Source organism: Bacillus sp. 5mfcol3.1, from assembly GCF_900114335.1.
Taxonomy (GTDB): Bacteria; Bacillota; Bacilli; order Bacillales; family Bacillaceae_G; genus Bacillus_A; species Bacillus_A thuringiensis_S.
In genome coordinates this window covers 1-22,664 of the sequence record NZ_FOST01000017.1, presented here as the reverse complement: position 1 = coordinate 22,664, position 22,664 = coordinate 1, and the positions used below count along the sequence as shown (strand labels likewise).

Below are 22,664 nucleotides of genomic sequence, written 5' to 3'. Positions count from 1 at the left end.
CGATGCGATGTTTAATCTTGTTGCAAAACAAGTCAGTCCAATCACATATAAAGCTTATAAAGTAGAGGATGAAAAAACAACAAAAGAAACATCGGATATATTAATGATATTAGCTGGAGAAGATACACAGATGCGCACGTTCTACCAAGAATATAAAAAAAGCAAGGCATTTACAGGAATGAAAATATTTGTAGTTAGCTCTTTAGCGTTAGTTTTACTAGTGGCAACAGGAAGTGTTATTTACTTCAAACAGCTAACAGAAGCACATTCAGATAAAAATCGTTATGAAATTTTACGAAAAATCGGTGTAAATAGAAAAGAAATACGAACTACGATAGCAAAACAAACGTTATTTATATTTCTTCTTCCGTTAATCATTGGCATATTGAATGCAGGCATGTTAACAATGTCTATAGTATTAAAATATAGCATGGACATACAGCAAGATATCATTTCATTTATATACGCTATGACAACGTATGGTGTGATCTACTTTGTTTACTACGTGTTAACCGTTAATTCATATAATAGAATTGTGAATAAATAAATATAAACCACCTCTAAAATATCGGGAGGTGGTTCTTGTTTATTTAGCAAAACTAGATGCACAGTGAACTGTGAGTTAATTTACATGTTCCAAAAATACAATTATCAATTCCATGTCTATTAACTTAAGAAAAGAAAACACCTCAAAAACAAAAATGAAATGATTTCCCAAAAGTCGTGAAATAAAGGGACGTATTTTAAATGGTACAGTTAGACGGAACCCTTCCGGTAAATATATTGTGACGTTATTAGTTGAAACAGAAGTACAAGAACTTCCGAAAACACAATATTACATTGGGATGGATGTAGCACTAAAAGATTTCGCCATTCTGTCAGATGGAACAATCTATAAAAATCCGAAGTTTATTCGATTATTAGAAGAGAAGTTGGCAAATGCACAGTGTGTTATTTCTAGAAGAATTAAAGGGTCTTCTCGCTGGAATAAACAGCGAGTAAAGATAGCTAGAATTCATGAATGAATGAAAAATTCTAGAAAAAATTACTTGGACAAAATCAAAATATTTTTATCAACCAGCTGTTTGAGTTAAATACTTAACAGGCAATTCCTTTTTATTTATTATCTTTTTGCACTGGAACTAATAATAGAAAAGCACCTCTCTAGGAAAGAAGAGGTGCTAATCATTATATAATTTTTTTTATTTTTTGTGGTGATTGTTTTGTTTGAGTAATGATATTCTCATTTCGTAATTCTTTAAAGAGCGACGTGACCATAAGAGCGACTACAATAGAGAATGGCTGCAATAGCTGCAATTGTTAATCCCCAAATAAGCTTCAAACTGTTTTTCGGTGATAAGTTACCATTGCTTGTTTGCATAGCAACAACAAATGTCGCGGAATCAGCAGAGGTAACGAAGAATGTTGCGACTAAAATTAGTCCAGTAATGGTCAAAAATGTTGAGAATGGTAAATGCGAAATGACAGCGAATAACCCAATTTAGGTACCCCGGACTTGAGTTCTTCTAATTTTATTTCTATTTTCATAATATAGAATTCATTATTATAAATTCTATCCTCAAGATTTAAAAAGGTTCAGATTTTCCGGAAAAGAAAATTATGGTTTTAGGGGTGAATAAAATATTTCAAATTGACAGGTATGTATGATTATCCCATGTAGATTGCATCCACTCTCCAAGAAATGTTCGTTGGTTTCAAGTTTTCGGAGCAACAGAACCTTTAATTTCTAATGGTCCCAGTATCTTTTATTTTGACGTGTGTCTTTACATTTATTTTAGCCTCTGCTAACGCTTGCAACCAATCTCCCTTTACTTTTTTCCACTCTTTATATTGAAATGCTCTAGCATATAGGGATAATCCGATTGGATCAATTTTATTCTGCTGTATATCATGCAACATATTTTGTAATTTACTATTAATTTCTTTTTGAATAGCGCTTTCTAAATTATTTATATTTTTTTTATTATCATAATGCTCCTTAATTAAATTCGCATTGTTTTTTTCTATTAAAGCTACGTTAGCATTTATATCAAGATTAAATACAAACTTTCCGCTTTTAAAATTAACATTTATCTTCCTTGTTGCATTTTGTACGAAGATAGAAGTGTTTGGTGTTTTGTTGGATTTTTTAGGAGGAAGCTCAAGGTGTAGTATCATCCGGCCTGTATTTTTTGACCTATTTATAAGATTGAAGAACTTAACATCTTTTTTAGGGATATGAGTTAAATATTTTCCTTGTCGATTTAAAAATGCAATTCCTACTGTGTCGATTTCATTCTTTGTTTTCTTGATAATCGGAACAGTTTGTGTCATTCCTTCTTCATTTTGTTCTCTCATTAATTGTTGAATTGTAGAAGATACGGATTGATTATTTTGAATGGATGATTCAATTACACCACTTATATAAGATGGGAGTGATGGTTTATCTGGTCTATGAATTTTAAATATATCTTCTGCCGAACCGTCAACAAGTACAACTTTAGCATTAATGGTAGCGTAAGGATCACGGTAAGAGGAATCGAGTGCTTGTGTCCAGTTTTCTTCTTGAGCAAATTTTTTACCAATTAAAATGACTTCAGCTTTGGATGAAGTTACATATCCTGTTAACTTCGTATCCATTTTACTAAATCCCTCATATATGGTGGATGCATGAACCCAATGTTCTACTGTACCCTTTTGTTTCTTATGATGAAAGAGCGGTATACTCGTTCCAACTTTCATTTCTCCATTAGACGTTCTATCTAAGGCAATTAACATGATTAAAGAAACCTTCTCAAGAGGAATGCTTTGACTACACCCAATTAAATATACACAACAAATTACAATCCATTTCCATTTTCGAATCAAAGTTGGTTCCTCCTAGTAACCCAAGTAAAAAGAATGCTGTAAGCGAAAAATAAGATTGGTAATAGAATAAAGAAAATGATATTTAAAATATCCATAAGAGAATATATAAATAAATATTGATCCACATTTGGATTTAGAAAAATAAATAAACCTACTATTAATAACATAAAACCAACCAGCGCCCAATTTCGAGCGTTTTTTTGAAATGAAATGGTCACAGATTCAAAACTGAAAAATAAATATGGATATATAGTAGTGGAAAATACAATCAAATAGTATGCGATATATATAATTTCTAATCGTTCTATGAAAGAAAAACGGACTCCTTTTAACAGATGAAATACGGGCCAAATTACGTCTTTTATCCCCTCAGGACTAAAGTATATATAAGAAATAATAGTCACATATAGATAGAAAAACATGGTTCCAGTATTCGCTATTAGTATTCCTTTTATGGCTTTTTGTTTTTTTTGTAAGAACGGATAAATAAAATATACAATTTCTAAGCCGGCATAAGGGGTAATAGTTTCTTTTGTTGCCTTTACAATAGGGGATATGCCATCTTTAAAAATAGGTAGTAGGTGTAAAGGATTGTAGTTACTCTTTAGTGAAAAAAGAAGAAATAGTGGCATCCAAGCAGTGAAGAAGAAAACAAGCATAGAATAACTAGTAAGAGCCCTTAACCCACTCAATGATAAAATAATAAAAGGCAATAGTAATAATATGGCGATTTGATAAGCAGGAATGGAAGGGAATATCCACACTTTTACAATATCAGTTGCCTTTAGTAAAGTATTAAAACCAGCTAAAAATAGATAAAAGGCATATAAAAGAAGAAAAATTGTTCCTAGCCATTTTCCAAAGTATGCTTTTAAAATCTGTGAAAAATTTTTGCTAGGATTTTTTTGTAACATTAATACAATAAATATGCCAATTATAGAAGTAATCATCCATCCCAGAATGATAGAAATCCATCCATCTGTGCCAGCGGTAGTAGCAAGTGGGCTTGGCATAATTAGCATTCCTGATGCTAGTTGCAGTGAATGAATGAAAATAATAAATTCAAATAAAGTTATGTTTTGGAATTTACTATTTCCCATGCGAACCACCTTCTTTTTTCTTTTTTTGTTTCGGCTGTCCTGTACTCGAGCGGGTGGTGATCATGGAAATAGGAAATCTTACAAAAGAATCTTTTAGCTCTTGGAGACGAAATGGTGCTATTGGCAATCCGTATGGTGAACCATAGGAAGTTAGTGAAACAAAATGAGCAAATAAGAGCATTAATCCACTAACAATACCTACAATGCCATAAAAGTATGCCAATAACATCATTGGAAAACGAATAAGGCGTATAGAACTTGATAAATCGTAATTAGAAACAATAAATGATGCAATGGCTGTAATAGATACGATAATAACCATAACGTTACTCACAAGACCAGCTTGAACAGCCGCCTGCCCAATTACAATCCCTCCAACAATTCCAATAGTTTGTCCAATCGGTTGTGGTAAGCGAATACCAGCTTCACGTAGCATTTCTAGTGTAATTTCCATTATAAATGCTTCCAGCAGGGGAGAGAAAGGAACTTTGACTCTTGACGTTGCAATAGAAGTGTATAAATCTATAGGAATGATTTCAAAGTGAAAAGAGACGATAGCAATATAAAATGCGGGTAAAAAAATAGCTATAATAAATCCTGCAAATCGTAATAAGCGAAAAAATGATGCAATGAGCCAATGAATATTATAGTCATCTGGAGTTTGAAAAAATCCAATCAAATTCATAGGAACAACCATTGCACCTGGGGACCTATCCATTAACACTGCAACTTTTCCATCAAGTATATGATTTGAAATGGCATCTGGGCGTTCGCTTAAATAAGCCTGTGGAAAAGGAGTCCAATTTTGATCTTTTGTATAATTAGATAGTTCCCCGATGCTCAATACCACATCTGTTTTGATTTTACAGATTCTAGTTTCTATTTCTTGGACTACATCTGTATTTGCTACATCACCTAAGTAAATTAAATAGACTAAAGAAGTGGCTCGTTCTCCAATCGTCAGCTTTTTGATTTTTAACTCTGTAGAAGGAATATATCGACGAATTAGGCCTATATTTTTTGTGGCATTCTCAATAAAACCATCATGTGAGCCTTTAATAGTAATTTCTGAAATCGGTTCTTGAATTGATCTCTCTGCCCAGCCTTTTGTATTTATTAGAAGTGACCGCTTTTCTCCCTCCATAAACAGTACACATTGACCTTCAAGTAATCCTTCTTTAATTTCATTCCATGTATATACTATTTTGGTATGAGTAGCAATAATATTAGAATTAAATATTTGACTGTCTTCCTTTACTTCTTTTAATAATGGTGTTACAACATTGCTTTTTAATGCGACACCATCTGTAAGGCCTTCAAAATAATATAGTAAAATATTCGTGTTTGTTTTTAATTGCAAAGGATGTTCAATTAAATCTGCACTAATATCAAAGATGTTATCTAGTGTATCTTTAAGTTTTTGTAAGTTACTCGTTTGGATCTTTTCAATGGTTTTATCTGTCTTCGTTTCTAAGGTTTCTTCAATTAAGGACATGAGTTCACCTCTTAATATGTATAATAGTTCGTTTTTATTATTATTTTTCTATAATTAAATTCTATTCATTGAATTTAATTATTTTGAGAGGAATGAAGTAGAGAGTAGTTTTGAACTATCCTCACTTTCAATTCATTTAGAAGACGGGTTTCCTAAGTAAAGAGTTCGATAGAACTCTTTACTTAGAAAATCTCCACAATCCTTGCGGGGTTCTGTTGCAAAGTTTGAAAAAAGCATTAACAGGTTGATATATGAAGAACAATGTTTAGGAAGTAGCTAGTAATTGTTGAAGTTCATTGTACGTTGAAAAGGCGAAGTTTCTTTGAAGACTTCGCCTTTGTTTATATAGAGCATGAATGGCCTCGATACCTTTTATCGTACGTGAAGCATGACAAAGATTTTGAAATCCTGCGGATTTGGCAAAACGTCTCTTTACATGCCTGTGATCTTGTTCAATAAAATTGTTCAAATGTTTGACTGTACAATGAGTTGTACGTTTATAAAAGCCTTGTTCCTTTAATTTTTTGAATGCACAAAGTAATGCTGGTGCTTTATCTGTTGTGAGAACCGTTGGTTCTCCAAAATGTTTTACTAATCTTTTCATGAAGGCATAGGCAGCTTGATAATCTCGTTTTTTACGAAGTTGAATATCCAATGTGTACCCTTCTTTATCAATTGCACGGTACAGGTAACGCCATTCTCCTTTGACTTTTATATAGGTCTCATCCAATTTCCAAGATAGTTCTACGCTTTTATTTTTTTCTTCCAAATTTGATAGATCAGGTCTCCAAATTCATGAACGCAGCGCATGATGGTTGTAGGATGAACTGAAACACCACGTTCATTCCAAATTTCAGAGACATCACGATAGCTTAAAGAAAAGCGACAATAGTAGCCGACGGCTACCAAAATAATATCCTTTTTAAATTGCTTTCCTTTAAAATATCTCATGTATGATTCTCCTATGTCCTGTTTTCTAGAGTGTATCTTCATGTGAAAAACTTTGCAACAGAACCCGTTAATCTCCCTCTCATGGTGTGTACGACTGGAAGGGCAGTACGATAGATTTTTAACGTCTTTGTTTTGATACCCAAAACAAGATCATAATTAGCTCGAAGCAAATGTTTTCAATACGACAATGACTTGTTTGCCGTACCACTTGGGTTTACATTCTAACATGGCTCGAAACTGTGACCATGATACCTCACTAAATGCTTTCGCTAACCTATGATTCTTTAATATATTCAATACTTGCAAATCCTCTATATCGATAACATCATGATTTTTGATGATCTCAGTTGAGATTTTGTGTAAGTGATATTTTCTAGTATTTTCCATGTGTTCGTGAATTCTAGCTACTTTTACTCGCTATTTATTCCAGCGAGAAGATTCTTTCGTTCGTCTAGAATGAATAAGTTGTGCTTTTGCCAACTTCTCTTCTAATGATGGAAAAAACATCGGACTTTTCTAGGTAATTCCATCTGACAAAATGGCAAAATCTTATAGTTCTACAGCCATTTCAATGCAAGAATTTGTTTTTGGAAGTTCTTGCACTTCTGTTTCAACTAATAGGGGTCACCATACATGCCCATCAAGTTAATATTTTGCAGTACCCCCAGAATGAAATTTTTATCTATTGATAGTTATTTATGTAAGTTCGGCTCGTTTTGAAACAACTGATATCTCAATTTGATGATTATGTGACGGTACCCCATATCTACCACTTAAGAATACTAACTCCCTCTAAGAGTAAAAATCATTATTACTTTTAAACAAACTAGATTATTAAAATAGAAAACGTTTTTTCTTTACAGTTCATAGTCAAAATCAAATTATCCCTCTATTAAAAAAGTCCTTAAAACAATTTTTTCTCAATACCTATTTTTCTAAAAAATGTATATTTTATATAGGTGATATCTTAATTCATCTAAAATATTTATTAAAAAAACGGGAATGAGAAAGGATTGATTTATATGAATAGAAAAAAGAACGGCAGGTTACAAAAGCCAATAAAAGTGCTTGCGACATCCGTTATTTTAGCAACCACGTTATTTACACCTATTATGTCAAACAATTTAGATGTACATGCTGAAACTGCACAAACTGCAACTCAATTTGAACAAAGAGAGTTTGACCTGCCAGGTACAGGAAGTTTTTGGGATGAAGCAAAAAGAGAAAAAAGAGGTGAGCAAAAAAATTATATGCCAACAGGCATATATGTGAAACCTAATGAACAGGTTACAATTACAGTCTCAGGAACGCAAAAGATTAGAGCCATTATTGGGACACATCAATATGATAAAGAATGGGGAAAAGAAATTGATCTTTCTCCGGGCTCTAATACTATCTCTTCACCAAACGGCGGCGTATTAGGGTTAGATAATTTTCAAAGCACAGGAACAGTTAAGGTGCAGGTAACACAAGGTGGTAGTCCTATTCCTTTCTTTGTATTAGGGAAACACACAAAAGCAGACTGGATTGCCATGATGAACAACTATCCAAATGCACATGCGGTACAATTAAAATCAGAGCGAGCAGTATTAACTGTAACTCGTGATAGTGCGAATAAATATATTGTAAATCAAGATCCTGTGCCTCTATTAAATAAATATGATGAAATGATTAAAGCGCAAGACAAGCTAGCAGGGCTATCTGAAACAGATCCAAATCCTTTACATCGTTCAACTCGTCGGATTTGGGCCTTTGTAGAAAATCCTAACGCACAAGATTGGGGCATGTATGCAAGTTGGGATGGAGCCGTCTTTACGACTGCTGGTGAAGCTATCAAAAGCACTTTAAATGTCAATGAGTTTGGATGGGGACAAATGCATGAAGCGGGACATGCAAGACAACAATATCCATGGACGTGGAATGATTTAAGTGGTATGGGTGAAGTAACTAATAATCTATATTCTTTAGTTGTAGATAAGAAAATATACCCAAATAAACCAACACGTTTAGAATCAGAGGGCGATTATAATAGAGCCTTTGCGTATTTAAAACAAACGAATAAAGAATATAAAAATATTGATGACCTGTTTGTCAAACTTGTTATGCTTTGGCAGCTTCATTTAGCATATGGGGATGATTTTTATCCGAATCTTCACAAATTATATCGAGAGACACCAGAGGATCAACTTCCCAAAACAGATGAAGATAAAATACAAACATTTATTTACAATACATCGAAAATAGCAAAACAAAATGTACTACCATTTTTTGATCAATGGGGATTGAAAGCAACACAAGAAACGAGACAAAAAGTAGAAGCTTTAAACAACCCAACATTAATTGCACCTATATGGGAAGCGACGGATACTAAACCTGTAAAACCACTAGCTGTATTGTCCAAGAAAATAATGAAGGCAAGTGCAAATAGTGAAGAATCATGGGGTGATCCAGCAAGTAACGCAATTGATGACAATCCAAATACAATTTGGCATAACCAATGGAGCGCGCCAAATCAATATCCATACAATTTAACGTTAGATCTTGGTAAAACACAAACTATCACTCAAGTAGCATATCTTCCAAGACAAGATTGGTCAGAAAATGGTATTATTTTCAACTACAATGTTTATACAAGCACGGATGGTTCTAACTATAAAAAAGTAACATCTGGAACATGGGAAAATAATAGGACGAAAAAATTCGCAACATTCGAACCTATTTCTGCGAAATATGTAAAACTAGAAGTAACGAACGGATTTAATGGATTTGCTTCAGCAGCTGAAGTAGATATTTTGGGATATTAATTATTTAAACAAACGGCTGAGGTTCTTTAATTGATTGAGAGACATAAAACATCGGTATCAAGCTAAAAAAGTGTATCCGTAAAGCAAAAAAAACGCTGGTCTGACCCCATTTGGTGAGACAAAGAAAAAACACCTAGATAACATGTTTCCTATAAGCTATAGGTGACATGTTATCTAATTTTCTCTGAATCCGTTCATTATTATAGTAGTGGATGTATTCATCCACAGTTTGTATTATACTAGCATTATTCGATTGTTTTATATTTTGCGCATAGAATCCTTCGGATTTCAAATGAGAATGAAAGGATTCTATGAGGGCATTATCATGGCAGTTTCCTGTACGAGACATGCTTGTGATAATGCCTTTTTCTGTGGCATATGTTTGAAATTGTTTTGATGTATACACCTTTCCTTGATCCGAATGTAAAATCGTATCAATCACATTTCGCTTTCTTAAAGCCTCTTTTAGAGTATCTAATACAAGAGAAACATCCTGTGTCTCAGCTATTTTATAACTTACAATTTCATTGTTAAACCCATCTATAATAGATGAAAAATAAAGAGTCTTATTGCCGAACATCAAATATGTGATATCAGTGAACCATTTTTCATTAGGCTTGGTAGCTTTAAATCTCCGTTGTATTCTATTTTTAGCTACCACTGGTTCATGACCGAGTACAAATATCTTTTTCTTTTTTCTAACCCGAGATAATACGTTGTATTTTCTCATGATACGTAATACTTTTTTATGATTCATTACGATGTTAAATTGATCACGTAGACAAGCTGTAACCCGACGATATCCATACCGATATTTATGATGTTGACATATTTCTATTACGGTTTTTTCTTCATGGTTAGTTACTGTTTTCTCCTGCTTTTTCCAACGATAATAAGTAGCACGTGAAATATTAAATATGGAACACAGTTCTGCAATTGTAAAAATTGATTGCCATTCCTTTATCATTTTCATTATTTCTTCTTTTCATCCCACCTCCTTAAGATTTCTTGGCACTTTTCCAGCAATATAATCTTTGCCTTTAAATAACGTATTTCTAATTTTTTTTGTTCAAGTTCTGTTAACCTTTTTAAGCCTTTTCCATGTGCAGATTGTCTTCCAATAGATTGTTCAAACCGATAGGTTTCGCCTTCACGATACCATTTCATCCAAGTTTTAATTTGAGCCACATGTCTAATTCCTAAGGCATCCATAATTTCTTTATTTTTGAATCCTTGGTGTTTCATTTCAACTACTTTCCACTTTATTTCGGCGGGATAATGCACCTTTTTCCCCATACGAAAAACACCTCCATTAAAATCATAACTGATACTTACGATTTAGAGAGGTGTTTTTTATCGTCTCATTCTCAGGGTTCACTCCAATAGGAAAGGATGGCGTTTTTTTTACAATTGGGGGTAAAGTAAATTCTTAAGTTGATGGGCATGTATGGTGACCCCTACGAGGGTAATAACGCCGCAATATCAAATACCATGAGTGTCCTTTTTGTACAATATCGATTGTTTTTAATCAATTTTACTTAGAATTCTTTCCTTAATATTTTTCAAACCCTCCCCATAACACTTAACACAATCATCTGTATATTTATTATTCAATAAATTAGGGAAATAAGTAAGGGTGTAATATTCCTTTCTAGTACTAAAAGATGACATATATCTTTATAATTAGCTATTTAATATAAATTTTTCAATTGAATTCTTTTCCTAAATAGATTTAAGAATAGACGACATATCATTAAGTATTGAGTCTATATAATGTTGCTTCTTTCAAGTTCGAATAATGATAGTGTACCCAAAACGTTTATCTTATTCTTGTAATAAATTTCTAATAAGTAATACTTTATTTTCAGATAATGTTTCAGAAATGTAAATAGTAGGAGTTTGTGATTGTTCCTGTTCGTAATTACTAATAATTATATCGAATGTTACGTTATCCATAGGTTTCCTATATATCATAACAGTACTGCCTAGCCCTTTTTTTAATTTTGAGTACAGAATCTTTTCAATCGCATTGTTGCCAGAAAATAAAAACAGTACATGCTTTTGGGCAGTGGAATTTATAATTATAGTTGCGTGTGTAGTAATAAATTCTATTTCATTAGTATTAAAAATTCCATCACAGCAACTATCGTTCCAAAAAGAAACTTGTGGTAAGTTTTTATTATAACCATATAATAAGATACTTTTTGAATCATGTAACGGTTCAAAAACATATCTAATGGAAAAGTTATTTCGATTATAATAATATATCTTCAATAGATAGGGTAATAATTTAACAAACAACTGCGTTCCCACTTGAGTATGGGGATTATTATTTGTTAGGAGACAAACAATCTTTCTTGATTTTTCAAACAATTCTGAGTTGGATTTATTTAAAGACTCTATAATTAAGTCATTATGTTCAATTTTTATAAGAAAAAATAGAAAAAACATTAATGTTTTTTTTTCAGTTTCAAACAATTTTATTTTATAAAAACTCTCTAGGGTAGAAATTATATTATCAAAAAGCGAAATATATCTATCATTGAATGGTGGTAAAATCACATTTTTTCTAATGTGATTTTTATTCATAATTCTGGATATAAATACAAAAATGACATAGAAAGCTCCATCATAATCTATTGAGAGAGAGTATGACTTGAAAATAGACGAAAGTTTATTTTTTAACTGTATAGGTAACATTGGCTGATTTATATATTTACTAGTCATGTAAAAAAATACACAATAATAAAATCTAATGTTTACTTCATCACCTGTTAAATCTAGTTGTTCATATTTAAAATCGACATTACTTTGGGTTAGTGTATGAGCATAAATTTTCAACTTATCTCTTAATGTTTTTTTATTTACATATAGAATTTGAGACCATTTTTCTAATGTATAATATCTATTGTTAAATATTTCAATCATAACTTTATAAACAATACTTTGCGATAAAAAACCTCCTATTATGGGGTAGATTGAATCTGTTAATGGTTTTTGTAATAGATATCCTTTATTTGCAACGCCTATTATTTTCCATTCCTTTGGTAAGTCTCCTTTTAGTTCTACAATGTCCTTTGCAATTGTTCTTACCGTACATTGCAGTAAATCAGCCATATATTGCGAAGGAACAAAGTCTTCAAAATTATTTAAGGTTTCAAGAATAAAAATTTTTCTTTGTATTACTTTGTCATTTATTATTTTATAAATAAACCGCTGTTTCATCAATTGCCTCCATATCTTTTCTTACACAATTACAATGAAATTTCACATTTATATAGTGAAATTTAGTATATCATACATATTAGTATTTTTAGACGATAATCATAATACGGATAATATTTCTATTTTAATTTTTCACTGAATCTGGTTAAATGCTGTCTCGAAATTTCTCATTCCTTTTTCTATTTCACAAAAAATTAGAGTTTATAAATTTTTGTTACGTTAAAGTGATAGCCAAATTGTTTAATTTCATATTCATCTCGACATACCATACTGTATTCAGTAATTATCTTACTTTCATCTCACCTAACAACGATAATGAGCATTTAATACTTGTTTTTTCACGTTACAAATTCGATTTCAAAGATTTTTATATAATCATCTTTATTCTAAATGTTAGACTCGATTTATAGTAGAAGATATATTAATTAACATAAAATTCTAATGTAGAGGTTAAAATAAATAAAAACCCCACAATTCCCTTGCACACTCACTTTATGTACAATAAACAAAATAGAGGTGTTGACTAGGAATAAATCTCACATATCGAGAGATAATAAAATTAAATTTTACATACATATTATTGTATAAACACCGTAAAACATTATAGGAATCAAAAAATGAAAGGTGCTTACTCATGGATACACATACAGACATCCTAACGATATCTCTATCCAAAAATATAAGTGCATTATATTTAAAATTTAAGCATACACCCGATCTAATTGTTCGTTACTTTCAAAATCAATCAGCCGCTTTAGTCTATTTAGAAAGCCTATGTAATGTAGAAGTGCTTAGTAATCAAATTCTAAAACCGCTAATTTCATGTCAATGGAAGATTGAAGAAATCGGTTCAATAATTCCTTTATATATTCGAACCGGTGTAAATCATTGGGATAAAATTATACAGTCCATTTTACAGGGGAAAAGTATTTTATTAATTGAAGGGAAAGACACATCTATTATTTTTGATGTTTCCAATACAAAACAAAGATCCGTTGAAGAACCTTCGGCAGAAAAAGCAATAAAAAGTTTTCACCAAAGTTTTATTGAGTCGTCAAGTGATAATATCGCCCTTATTCGTCAATATATTAAAAATGAGAATTTGTGCATAAATGAAATAAATTTAGATAATTCTACAAAAAATCGAGTAAGTATTTTATTTTTAGATGGAATTGCAAATTCTGAAGTACTATATCAACTTAAGAATCGAATTCAAAATATACAGGTAAGAGATATTTTAAATACAGGAGAGTTACAAGAATTAATCGAGGATCAGGCTTTTTCTCCTTTCCCACAATGTATATTAACAGAACGACCAGATACAGCAGCCCACCATATTTTAGAAGGGCGGTTTGTCATAATTAATGAAAATTCATCCTATGCATTAATAGCTCCCGTTACATTTATTTCTTTTTTTCAACATATTGATGATTATAACTTACGTATTATTAATTCAAATCTAATACGAATAGTAAGGTTTTTGGCCTTTTATATCGCAATTCTACTTCCAGCTTTATATATATCGTTAGTGGCATTTAATTATGAATTAGTTCCAATCAAATTACTATTAACCATTGGAAAATATAGATCCGAAGTTCCGTTCCCACCGTTAATTGAAGCGTTAATTATGGAAATTGCTTTCGAACTACTGCGTGAAGCTTCTATTCGGCTTCCTTCTGCAGTTAGCCAAACAATTGGTATTGTGGGTGCTATTGTAATTGGACAAGCTGCTGTACAAGCAGGAATTGTAAGTAACATGATGATTATCATTGTTGCTTCTACTGCCATTGCTTCTTTTATTATACCCAATAGTGATATGAGCTCAGCTATACGATTAATTCGCTTTCCAATGATGCTTATGGCATCTCTTTTTGGAATCATTGGAATTGTTATTGGTATGATGACATTAATTGCACATATTCTATCATTAAAATCATTAGGATTACCAATCACTCCCCTACAATTCTCTCAGTTTAAAGATTCCTTGCTTCGATTACCTTTATGGAAAATTAAAAAGGTATATAAACAAAAAAAGAACAACAATAAACATTTGTTTTTAAATCATTAGCAGGAGGAGTAATAGTGTGAATAAAAATGATTTGGATCAAATTAGTTTTTCACAGTATATATTTATCATCACAGGGGCACAGATCGGAATTGGTTTACTTCAACTTCCCCGACTTTTAGCTGAAAAAGCGGGAATGAATGGTTGGGTTTCACTATTTTCGGCTTGGATTTTTTCTACTATTTCGAGTCTCATTATTATTCAAATCATGAAAATCACGAATAAAACACTATTTCAACTCCTATGTACTTATACAGGAAAATGGATAGGGAAAATTTTTATGTTATTCACCTTTTTATATTTTTCATTTTTTGCCCTATTTATATTTGTTCTTTCTACTACATGGATGCCTCATATACATTGTGCAGTTTGTAGTATGAATAACTTATTAGGTAAAAAAAATACAAGTCCTCTATTATGCTTACTTCTCTTTTCTTTTGTTTTCATTATGTATTTTTTCCCAGTTACTTTATTTCAAATTAATTTTCTACAAAATATAAGTTTATACGTAGGGGTATTATTTTCCTTTATGTTTCCAATTTTCTTGTGGATATTTATAAAGTTATATAAAGCTATTTCACAGGAGGAAATTCAGTGAGACCAGTCACTTACCTTTTAATTAGTATATTGTTATTATGTATTTTCCCATTTCATATTGAAAGGCCGATACCAATAGAAAATACCTCTTTTACATTCGCTTTTGGTATAGATGTAAATCCTAACGAGGAGCTCATCTTTTATTCTTCAAATCCTGTTTTTAGTATGGAGGCTAAAGAAACGAAAGAGATATTTAATATCAAAGCTCAAACTAGTAAGCAAGTACAAGACGAAATTGATAGGCGAACTGCAGGTATAAATGTGTTATCAAAAATGCAAGTCATACTCATTGGAAAAAAGCTACTTACATATAAAAACTGGCCGTCTTTATTGGATTTTATATATCGCGATTATAAAAGTACAGTAACGCCGTTACTGATAGTGGTAGACGGACCGGTTTCAGATGTGATTCATTTCTCACCTAAAAATAAACCACGCATATCATTATTCCTCAAATCTTTAATCACATCTTCAAAATTAAGAGGAGAAACAGTTGAGACGTCTTTGCAGGAATTCCATAGACAAACATTTGAAAAAGGAATTACGCCCGTGTTACCTAAAATTAAAAAACATAAAGAGATATTTTTAACAGGAAGTAGCTTATTAACCAAAAATGGTCAATATGGGGTACAGCCGAGATACATGTAATTTTGAGTATTAGTCATACATTTATTTCTAAACACACTTATAATCACGGATTTCCTTACTATTTTTCAACTTATTATCATATATCCTAATCATACAGTTGGAACAAAGTGTTTTCAGTTGCTAATAGATGGATGATTAGGGTGTACCCATAATAGACAAAACGGCATTTATAAGCCCTACAAATCGTATATGGAAATAAAAGTAAGCCTATGACCTACTTTTACACGTATCTCGGTCGAACCCCAATATAAAACATCGATAGATCCGCAAGAGACCGCCCTATTAAGAATATTACAAGGTCAAAAATCAAGTTATTCATTTACCATTCCTACATGTCCAAAACCAACGAATTCACAAGTAATGCCAGGAGTAATGAGTTTTACTGGTCAAAATCAAAACATAAAAATCAAGTCTAGTTATAAAGATGGTAAATATCAATTTAATTATAATATTCATATGCATATATTATTAAATGAACATGTAAAGTGTTTACAGAAAGAAATTAAAGTTACACAATTAGAAAAGAAAATACAGGAGCATTTAGAAAAAAAACTTCAAATACTAGCAAAAAAAATTCAGTATCATCAAATAGACCCCATTGGATTAGGGGTTCACGCTCGTGCTTTTCATAATAAGGAATACAAAAAAGTGCAGAATGAATGGGGGAAAACACTATCAAATGCAACTATTCACTTCAATGTAGATGTAGAGGTTAAAACTATAGGAGTTATTAAATAAATGTTCATAATGAATTGGAACTATTTCGACTTAACGACTTATTGGCTGTTTGAAGTAGGCTTTCTATATTAGCTTTGTTTTTTTACAAATTTGCAAGTGTGAAGCGATAAAATGTTGAGGATTTTACAATTTCAACAACTTCGTTGTATCAATCTTATGTCTTCAGTTTTTAAATAGAGGGTTGTACAATTATGTAGTAGCGAGCATTTGGCTTGCATAATCTGACAGAAGACTCCAACCTATTTGCTGGTGCTATCACACCTTTACGTAAATTGAGGAAGGAGTCTTCTTGGCTAAAATGATAAAGTGATATAAACCCTCTATATTAGTGTAGGAGTGATACACCGCTATATTTTTTAAAAATAAATAGTGTGCACACTCAGGAAGGATCGATGACCATGAGAACCTTCAGTATTATAGGGTTTAGTAGCCATAGTAGCTTTAGTACTCTGAAATGTAATTTCTCTACATATAAATGAAACATTAACCCTCATAGTCGGACTTTTAATAGCAATCATTATTGGTCCTTATTTCCTATATTATATTGTTCTTAGCTTCCTGGCACTATTCACTACAATTGTTGGAATTATCATGGTTATCTGCTTAATTTTAGTTGGAGGGGATAGGGACTTTGAGTGTATTCATATATAAATGTGATTATCTAACAACTTATAATACTATTAATATGCCTTTTATTATATACATAGCAATATTACAAATCTAACATTCCTCCTTACTTTATTGTGGGGATTTTCCGCATGTATTTTTTTATATCTACTTTTAATTAACTATAATAAAAAAGGAAAAAGTATTATCGCCTGAAAAATAAATACATATACCTATACTAAGGAGCGTGATGCTTTTGAAGCAGTTTAAAGAAATTTTAGAACAAGGGGCGATACCTATTGGGAAATACGATAAATTAGGTAAATCGTTGCGGCAATTTGATGAAATACAATATGAGGATGAAACCTATCTCATTGTTTGGCATCCCATTTATAATGAATTTGTGGGTTCTCATGAATCAGGGGATTGGATTGCTCAAACTGATTTACATAAATCTGTTTGGATCAAAAATTTAAAAGACACTTTTAGTACAAAAAAATAAGAGAAGCTTCTAACAAAATAGTTAAAACCTTCTCTAAATACTTTCTAGAGATTTCGTCAAAAATGAAAGTAACTATAGAATAAGTACCAAAATATTTGGTACAGAGTACCTAGATTTCTTATGATTAGGTGATTTATATATTCATAATTCAAGGTATTTTTCATTAGAGGACTTAGATTAAATGGATCAACGAGGTGTCTACTATTTATCAAAATTAAATCATACTATGTATTTGCACTACCTCCACTTGTACTTCTTTTAGAAGAGGAGGATTCCTAAGTAAAGAGTTCTATTGAACTCTAATGTATTAGGCTAACTCCGCAGTCCCTGCGGTTAAAAGCCTTATCATGTCATTCTTTAGATTGGATACTTTCGTTAATATCCCTTATCATGGTGTGTATGACAAGAAGGGCATTCCCACTTACGTAGGTTGAGATTTTTAACGTCTTTGTTTCGATATCCACAACAAGAACATAATTGGCTGGAAACAAATGTTTTCAATGCGACAATGACTTGTTTGCCGAACCATTTTGATTTATGTTCCAACGTGGTTCGGAACTGTGACCAAGATACCTCACTAATTGCTTTTGTTACCTTATGATTCTTTAACATATTCGATACTTGCAAATCCTCTATACCGATAACAACGTGTTTTTTGACGATTTCCGTTGAGATTTTTTCTAGGTAATCTTTTCTAGCATTTGCTATGTGTTCATGAATTCTAGATTCCTTTACTCGTTGTTTACTCCAGCTAGAAGAACCTTTCATTATTCTAGAAAGAACACGCTGTACTTTTTCTAATTTTTCTTCTAATGATCAGAAAAATTCCGGATTTTTATAGGGTGTTCATCTGAAAAAATGGCAAAATTTTTAATTCTACGTCTATTTCAATGTAAGAATGTGTTTTCGGAAGTTCGGCAGAGCATGTACCATATGTCAAACCTTTACTTGTTTCTTTGTATGCATTATCCCCGAGAGAGGAAATGATTGAATAAAAAATGAAAACAACCACTTGTTTCATTGATTAGGATCGCTTGTGCTTTATTTGAATAAATACGGTATTTAAATGCTTTATTGATCATCATTTCCTTCGCTTATATTTCGATATATATATTAATTATACGAAGAACGTATATTCTGTTGTAGTGAAGTAGCAGTTTATGTATGTCGAACAATTAAGATGGCTTCCTGTCATCTCTTGTCCGAAGCTAATGCATATCCACTTACTCACTTCGTGTTCCTTGGGGAAGGAGTTTTTTTGGCTAAAATGATAAAGAATATATCCAGAATATTTTTGAAACAGGACCGTAAAAAAGCAAATACAATATATCCAAGTTGATTTAGACTACATAATGAACAATTTTAAACCCGACTAAACATAGGATATAAATGAAATTTACATTGAAAGAATCAAACGCTATTCGATCGTGTGATTATCTATTGTTTATCAGAAAAACAGAAACAAGAACGTAGGAAAAACAAATCTTTATTTTTTGTTCTTAAGTTGATGGGCATAGACAATGTATAACAATACGAGAAATATAGGGAGAGGAAATATTTAAAGACAGTATTCGTTATCCATAAGATCAATTAAATATATAGGATTATTATTGCAAAAAACAACAGAATGTTTGAACTCTGTTGTTTTTTTGCATGTAAGATAACTATTCCCTCTAAAAAGTATGGAAAAAACTGTTGTATTTTATTAAATTGTAAACATTGATGGGCCATGTAATAGCCCTTCTAACTAAAATACTATAAATCTAAATTTTTCATTAACCCTTCAAATTTAGATTTTGCTTTTAATGTAAGGGAATTACTTTAGTGTTTACTAAAGTAGTTGAATCAGTTGTTCTTGTACCTGAAGTGATATCATAAGTTTTTACTACTAGATTCGTACCATATTCTATAGTAAATGTTCCATTTCCTTTTGAACGTACTCGATTAGGATCCGTAGGAGATTTAGTTAAGCCATTTTTATTATTTGCCCTATCTAATGCTGATCCTATAGAAATTATTTCACTGCTTTTAGGATTTTTTGCACCTGTAAGTATATCAGCATATAATTCTACATTCCCTGAGGTTTGTTTCTTTTCAAAATACACCTCAGTTTTATATATTTTATTTGCAGGCACTTTCACAGGTTGTGCAGGAGCCGTAATAGTATTTGTTTCACTTTTTGTATTGGCATTTGAATTAGTAAAGTTATATTCGAGGGTTTGTGTTATTTCTGTCTCACCAATAAATGGAATGCCAACTTTTACTTTTCCAGCTGTGGATTCTTTAAAGCCATGTGTTGTTGTTGTTGTTGTTGTATTCGTGATTGCTTGACTAAAAGTACTTGTATTATATGTTTGCTCTTGAGATGTATTATTTACAAATGTATTTGAACCTAAAAACACTGGGAGAACTTTAGTAACATTGGTTTCATTGATATTTACTCCGGATACATCCATGCTATTACCATAAATAGATGCTGTACGACTCCATGGTTTTTGTCCTAACTCTGGTATACCAGGGATAGGAATAGTACGTAACATATCATCTATAGTTGTATTTACATTTTGTATAGCAGATTCTGATTTTATATAACTCGTTTCATTTAACGTACTCCTTTGAATTTCATTAGCACTTGCAACACTAGGGGATGCGACTGCAAGTCCTGTACCTAAGGATACAATGGTACTCATAACTAAAATTGATTTCATCGCTGTTGTTTTTTTCTTCATACGAACTACTCCTTTTGAATGAATATAATAGTTTTTTATCGGCAGCACCACAGAATTAGAAAAAATTCACCCATAAATTTATATACTTTTGTATGTATTTTAGGATATGGTGAGGCCTTGTAATGAATTATAACGAAAGAATAGTTACGTAAAAAACATAAAATTTCATGAATATGATGAAAAATATTATTCATTGATGAGATACGTTATTAGATTCACAAAACGAAAGTATACTTTCAAAAGGTTTGAACTACCCCACTTTCACCTCGTTTAGAAGCGGAGGATTCTAAGTAAAGAGTTCTATCGAACTCTAAAAGTATTAGGCTAACGCCATAGTCCTTGCAGTTAGAAGCTATATTGCTTCATTCTTTAGATTGATACTGGCGTTAACATCCCTATCATTATACGTAAGACAAGTTTGGCAGCTCCACCTACGTATGTTTAGAGTTTTAACATCTTTGTTTTGATATCCACAACAAGAACATAATTGACTGGAAGCAAATGTTTTCGATGCGAAAATGACTTGTTTACCGAACCATTTGGATTTATGTTCCAACATGGTTCGGAACTGTGACCAAGATACCTCACTAATTGCTTTTGTTAACTTATGATTCTTTAACATATTTGATAATTGTAGATTTATCTAAAGATACAGGGGTAATATATTGTTGAAATTCTTCTTGAATCGAGAGTTTTATAAGAAAATGTTATGCTTTCTAATCTAGCTTTTTTAGAAAGCATAACGTTTTTTTATACCTGAGGATAGTGAAAACTTCGAGTTTTTCTTACAAATATCATGAATTCATTTCAAATTCGCGCGTTTTTCTGTTAATTCAAAGAGACAAATTTGGATATATATGCTAATTTCAGGGAGGGATTATAATGAAAACTGGAAAAATAGATGCAATTATGAAAACTCCCATATATATGGTGAGACACGGGGATTCACCGAAATTTGAAAAGAAGAGACAAGAGGATTAACTGAAAAAGGAAAATTAGATGTTCAACGAATAACAGATGTATTACAAGGTGAGGAAATCGACGTTGTTATCTCGAGTCCATACAAACGCTCAATTCTAACCGTTCAGCAGTTAGCGAAGCAAATAGGACAAGAATTTATAGTATTTGATGACTTAAAAGAGAGAATTTTTATTGCTGAAGAGGAACGAATGTCGGATAAAGAATTATTCCCTTTGATAGAAAAGTCATTCATAGACCCCCACTTTGCTTTAATGGGAGGAGAGTCGAATGTCGACTCTCAGAAACGTGCTATAAAAGTTTTAAAAGAATTATTAAACACCTATCGAGGACAGAAAGTAGTATTAGGTACTCATGGAGCTGTAATGACTTTGATGATGGGATATTATGACAGTAAGTATGATTTTAATTTTTTATTACAGACATCAAAACCAGATATATATAGAATGGAATTCAATGGGCAGGATATTTTTAAAGTTATTTTTTAAATCAATCCTTTTTGTTTTCTTATGCGGTATTGTTGTTTTTTCTATATTTCAGATTATTTTTGTCTGGAGTGTTTCGACAGGATTAGGAAGAGATGATATAGTCGAGTTTTCTGATAATAAATATGTAATTGGTCGTCCAACTGTTAGCTATAATTTATTTAAAAAAGATAGTGCGGAAACTATATTAGATAATGTTATTGGTTATAAAAAAGGAAAAACTAAAAGTTATATTCGGAATGAAATTGAGTTTTTAGTGATAAATGAGACAAAGGGTAGCTATGAATTGTATGAAATAGAAAAGGCTTCAGAAAAGGATATAGAACGGCTGAAAGATAAAAATGTACACTAGTTATTGTTAGATCTAAAAAATGGTTTAGACTGATAACTGGGATTTATTTTATGAAATGAATTATTATTAAAATAAATCATTAGGGGTTCAGTCCCATGCTCTCAAGCTAATATTTTGAAGGGTCCTCAAAACAAAAATTTTCTTCGTTTTGGGGAACTATCAATTTCTTAAGTTGATGGGCATGTGGTGCTACCCCACATCCATCAACTTAAGGATTTAGACTATTTTTGAAGTTAAAAGCACGTTACTATTTTCTTATGTTAATGAGAAAGGGTGACGTGCTTTTTATGAATATGCATCAAAAACAAGAGTTATCTTTATTTGCCGAAGAGCTATATCGATATATGTCTCCCGCTACACTTAATCAATTAGCTATAGAAGCAGGCGGAATGAAACGAAAACGCAAGTGCCACGGGCACCATTTCTTATCTTTGTGTGTATGGTTAAATCAACAAATCGCTACTACCTCTCTTACTCAACTTTGTAGTCAATTAGAAACTTCAACAGGAATTTTATTAAGT

At 31.7% G+C, this 22,664-nt stretch carries 14 protein-coding genes and 10 pseudogenes; 13 read left to right on the top strand and 11 right to left on the bottom strand.

Translation table 11 applies throughout. From position 1 onward, the window contains the following. Nucleotides 1-547: ABC transporter permease (locus tag BM089_RS28775; RefSeq protein ID WP_139213353.1), on the top strand; the 547-nt coding region annotated here is incomplete at its 5' end. Nucleotides 548-716: 169 nt separating this feature from the next. Beyond that, a pseudogene (locus BM089_RS28770) lies at nt 717-1,022 on the top strand (transposase); the annotation flags it as partial. 166 nt (nt 1,023-1,188) lie between these two features. Here BM089_RS28770 and BM089_RS28765 read toward each other — a convergent pair. From BM089_RS28765 to BM089_RS28740, 6 genes and pseudogenes are all read right to left on the bottom strand, one after another. Next, nucleotides 1,189-1,510 (bottom strand): annotated as a pseudogene (locus tag BM089_RS28765) (BCCT family transporter); the annotation flags it as partial. A gap of 230 nt (nt 1,511-1,740) precedes the next feature. Then, nucleotides 1,741-2,868 (bottom strand): Ger(x)C family spore germination protein, encoded by a 1,128-nt coding sequence (locus BM089_RS28760; protein WP_090978835.1) that lies wholly within the window; start codon nt 2,866-2,868, stop codon nt 1,741-1,743. Beyond that, nucleotides 2,865-3,968 (bottom strand): GerAB/ArcD/ProY family transporter, encoded by a 1,104-nt coding sequence (locus BM089_RS28755; RefSeq protein WP_090978832.1) that lies wholly within the window; start codon nt 3,966-3,968, stop codon nt 2,865-2,867. Before BM089_RS28755 ends, BM089_RS28760 begins: the two co-directional genes overlap by 4 nt. Next, nucleotides 3,958-5,463 (bottom strand): spore germination protein, encoded by a 1,506-nt coding sequence (locus BM089_RS28750; RefSeq protein ID WP_090978829.1) that lies wholly within the window; start codon nt 5,461-5,463, stop codon nt 3,958-3,960. The genes BM089_RS28755 and BM089_RS28750 overlap by 11 nt, the downstream gene beginning before the upstream one ends. A 265-nt stretch (nt 5,464-5,728) precedes the next feature. Continuing rightward, nucleotides 5,729-6,414 (bottom strand): IS6 family transposase gene (locus BM089_RS28745; protein ID WP_254791377.1). Its coding sequence is split into 2 segments (ribosomal slippage): nt 5,729-6,225 and nt 6,225-6,414, totalling 687 coding nucleotides; the frame shifts between segments, so codons are not numbered across the junction. A gap of 66 nt (nt 6,415-6,480) precedes the next feature. Next, nucleotides 6,481-7,035: pseudogene (locus tag BM089_RS28740) on the bottom strand (RNA-guided endonuclease TnpB family protein); the annotation flags it as partial. A 401-nt stretch (nt 7,036-7,436) separates the two neighbouring features. Here BM089_RS28740 and BM089_RS28735 point away from each other — a divergent pair. After that, nucleotides 7,437-9,218, top strand: a complete 1,782-nt coding sequence (locus BM089_RS28735; RefSeq protein WP_090978826.1) for a M60 family metallopeptidase — start codon at nt 7,437-7,439, stop codon at nt 9,216-9,218. 133 nt (nt 9,219-9,351) lie between these two features. Here the strand turns inward: BM089_RS28735 and BM089_RS28730 are convergent. After that, nucleotides 9,352-10,514, bottom strand: a pseudogene (locus tag BM089_RS28730) (IS3 family transposase). Nucleotides 10,515-11,042: 528 nt separating this feature from the next. Further along, nucleotides 11,043-12,443, bottom strand: coding sequence for an AcpB/EbpR/MafR family transcriptional regulator (locus tag BM089_RS28725; RefSeq protein ID WP_090978825.1), 1,401 nt, complete (start codon nt 12,441-12,443; stop codon nt 11,043-11,045). A 634-nt stretch (nt 12,444-13,077) separates the two neighbouring features. Between BM089_RS28725 and BM089_RS28720 the strand changes: the two genes are divergently transcribed. From BM089_RS28720 to BM089_RS28695, 6 genes and pseudogenes are all read left to right on the top strand, one after another. Further along, a complete protein-coding gene (locus BM089_RS28720) occupies nt 13,078-14,511 on the top strand; it encodes a spore germination protein (protein ID WP_090978823.1) in 1,434 nt (477 codons plus the stop codon). Between the two features lie 16 nt (nt 14,512-14,527). Beyond that, nucleotides 14,528-15,106: a GerAB/ArcD/ProY family transporter gene (locus BM089_RS28715; RefSeq protein WP_090978821.1), complete on the top strand. Its 579-nt coding sequence runs from the start codon at nt 14,528-14,530 to the stop codon at nt 15,104-15,106. Next, on the top strand, nt 15,103-15,753 hold the full coding sequence (locus BM089_RS28710; protein WP_254791376.1) for a Ger(x)C family spore germination protein: 651 nt from the start codon (nt 15,103-15,105) through the stop codon (nt 15,751-15,753). Before BM089_RS28715 ends, BM089_RS28710 begins: the two co-directional genes overlap by 4 nt. A gap of 228 nt (nt 15,754-15,981) precedes the next feature. After that, complete coding sequence (locus tag BM089_RS28705; protein WP_346725744.1) at nt 15,982-16,491, top strand: Ger(x)C family spore germination C-terminal domain-containing protein; 510 nt, start codon at nt 15,982-15,984, stop codon at nt 16,489-16,491. Nucleotides 16,492-16,889: 398 nt separating this feature from the next. Further along, nucleotides 16,890-17,142: pseudogene (locus tag BM089_RS31670) on the top strand (hypothetical protein). Between the two features lie 205 nt (nt 17,143-17,347). Beyond that, the gene (locus tag BM089_RS28695; protein WP_090978820.1) at nt 17,348-17,599 is read left to right on the top strand and encodes a hypothetical protein; all 252 of its coding nucleotides are present in this window, start codon (nt 17,348-17,350) and stop codon (nt 17,597-17,599) included. 307 nt (nt 17,600-17,906) lie between these two features. Here the strand turns inward: BM089_RS28695 and BM089_RS28690 are convergent. Beyond that, nucleotides 17,907-18,684, bottom strand: a pseudogene (locus tag BM089_RS28690) (RNA-guided endonuclease TnpB family protein). 198 nt (nt 18,685-18,882) lie between these two features. Between BM089_RS28690 and BM089_RS31665 the strand changes: the two are divergent. Then, nucleotides 18,883-19,085, top strand: a pseudogene (locus BM089_RS31665) (IS4 family transposase); the annotation flags it as partial. A gap of 316 nt (nt 19,086-19,401) precedes the next feature. Here the strand turns inward: BM089_RS31665 and BM089_RS28685 are convergent. Both BM089_RS28685 and BM089_RS28680 read right to left on the bottom strand, forming a co-directional pair. After that, nucleotides 19,402-20,328, bottom strand: coding sequence for an ETX/MTX2 family pore-forming toxin (locus tag BM089_RS28685; RefSeq protein WP_090978818.1), 927 nt, complete (start codon nt 20,326-20,328; stop codon nt 19,402-19,404). Between the two features lie 352 nt (nt 20,329-20,680). Beyond that, nucleotides 20,681-21,007, bottom strand: a pseudogene (locus BM089_RS28680) (zinc ribbon domain-containing protein); the annotation flags it as partial. A gap of 230 nt (nt 21,008-21,237) precedes the next feature. Here BM089_RS28680 and BM089_RS28675 point away from each other — a divergent pair. From BM089_RS28675 to BM089_RS28665, 3 genes and pseudogenes are all read left to right on the top strand, one after another. After that, nucleotides 21,238-21,794 (top strand): annotated as a pseudogene (locus BM089_RS28675) (histidine phosphatase family protein). Then, complete coding sequence (locus BM089_RS28670; protein ID WP_090978814.1) at nt 21,763-22,143, top strand: hypothetical protein; 381 nt, start codon at nt 21,763-21,765, stop codon at nt 22,141-22,143. The pseudogene BM089_RS28675 and the gene BM089_RS28670 overlap by 32 nt, the downstream one beginning before the upstream one ends. A gap of 287 nt (nt 22,144-22,430) precedes the next feature. Further along, nucleotides 22,431-22,664: pseudogene (locus BM089_RS28665) on the top strand (IS4 family transposase); the annotation flags it as partial.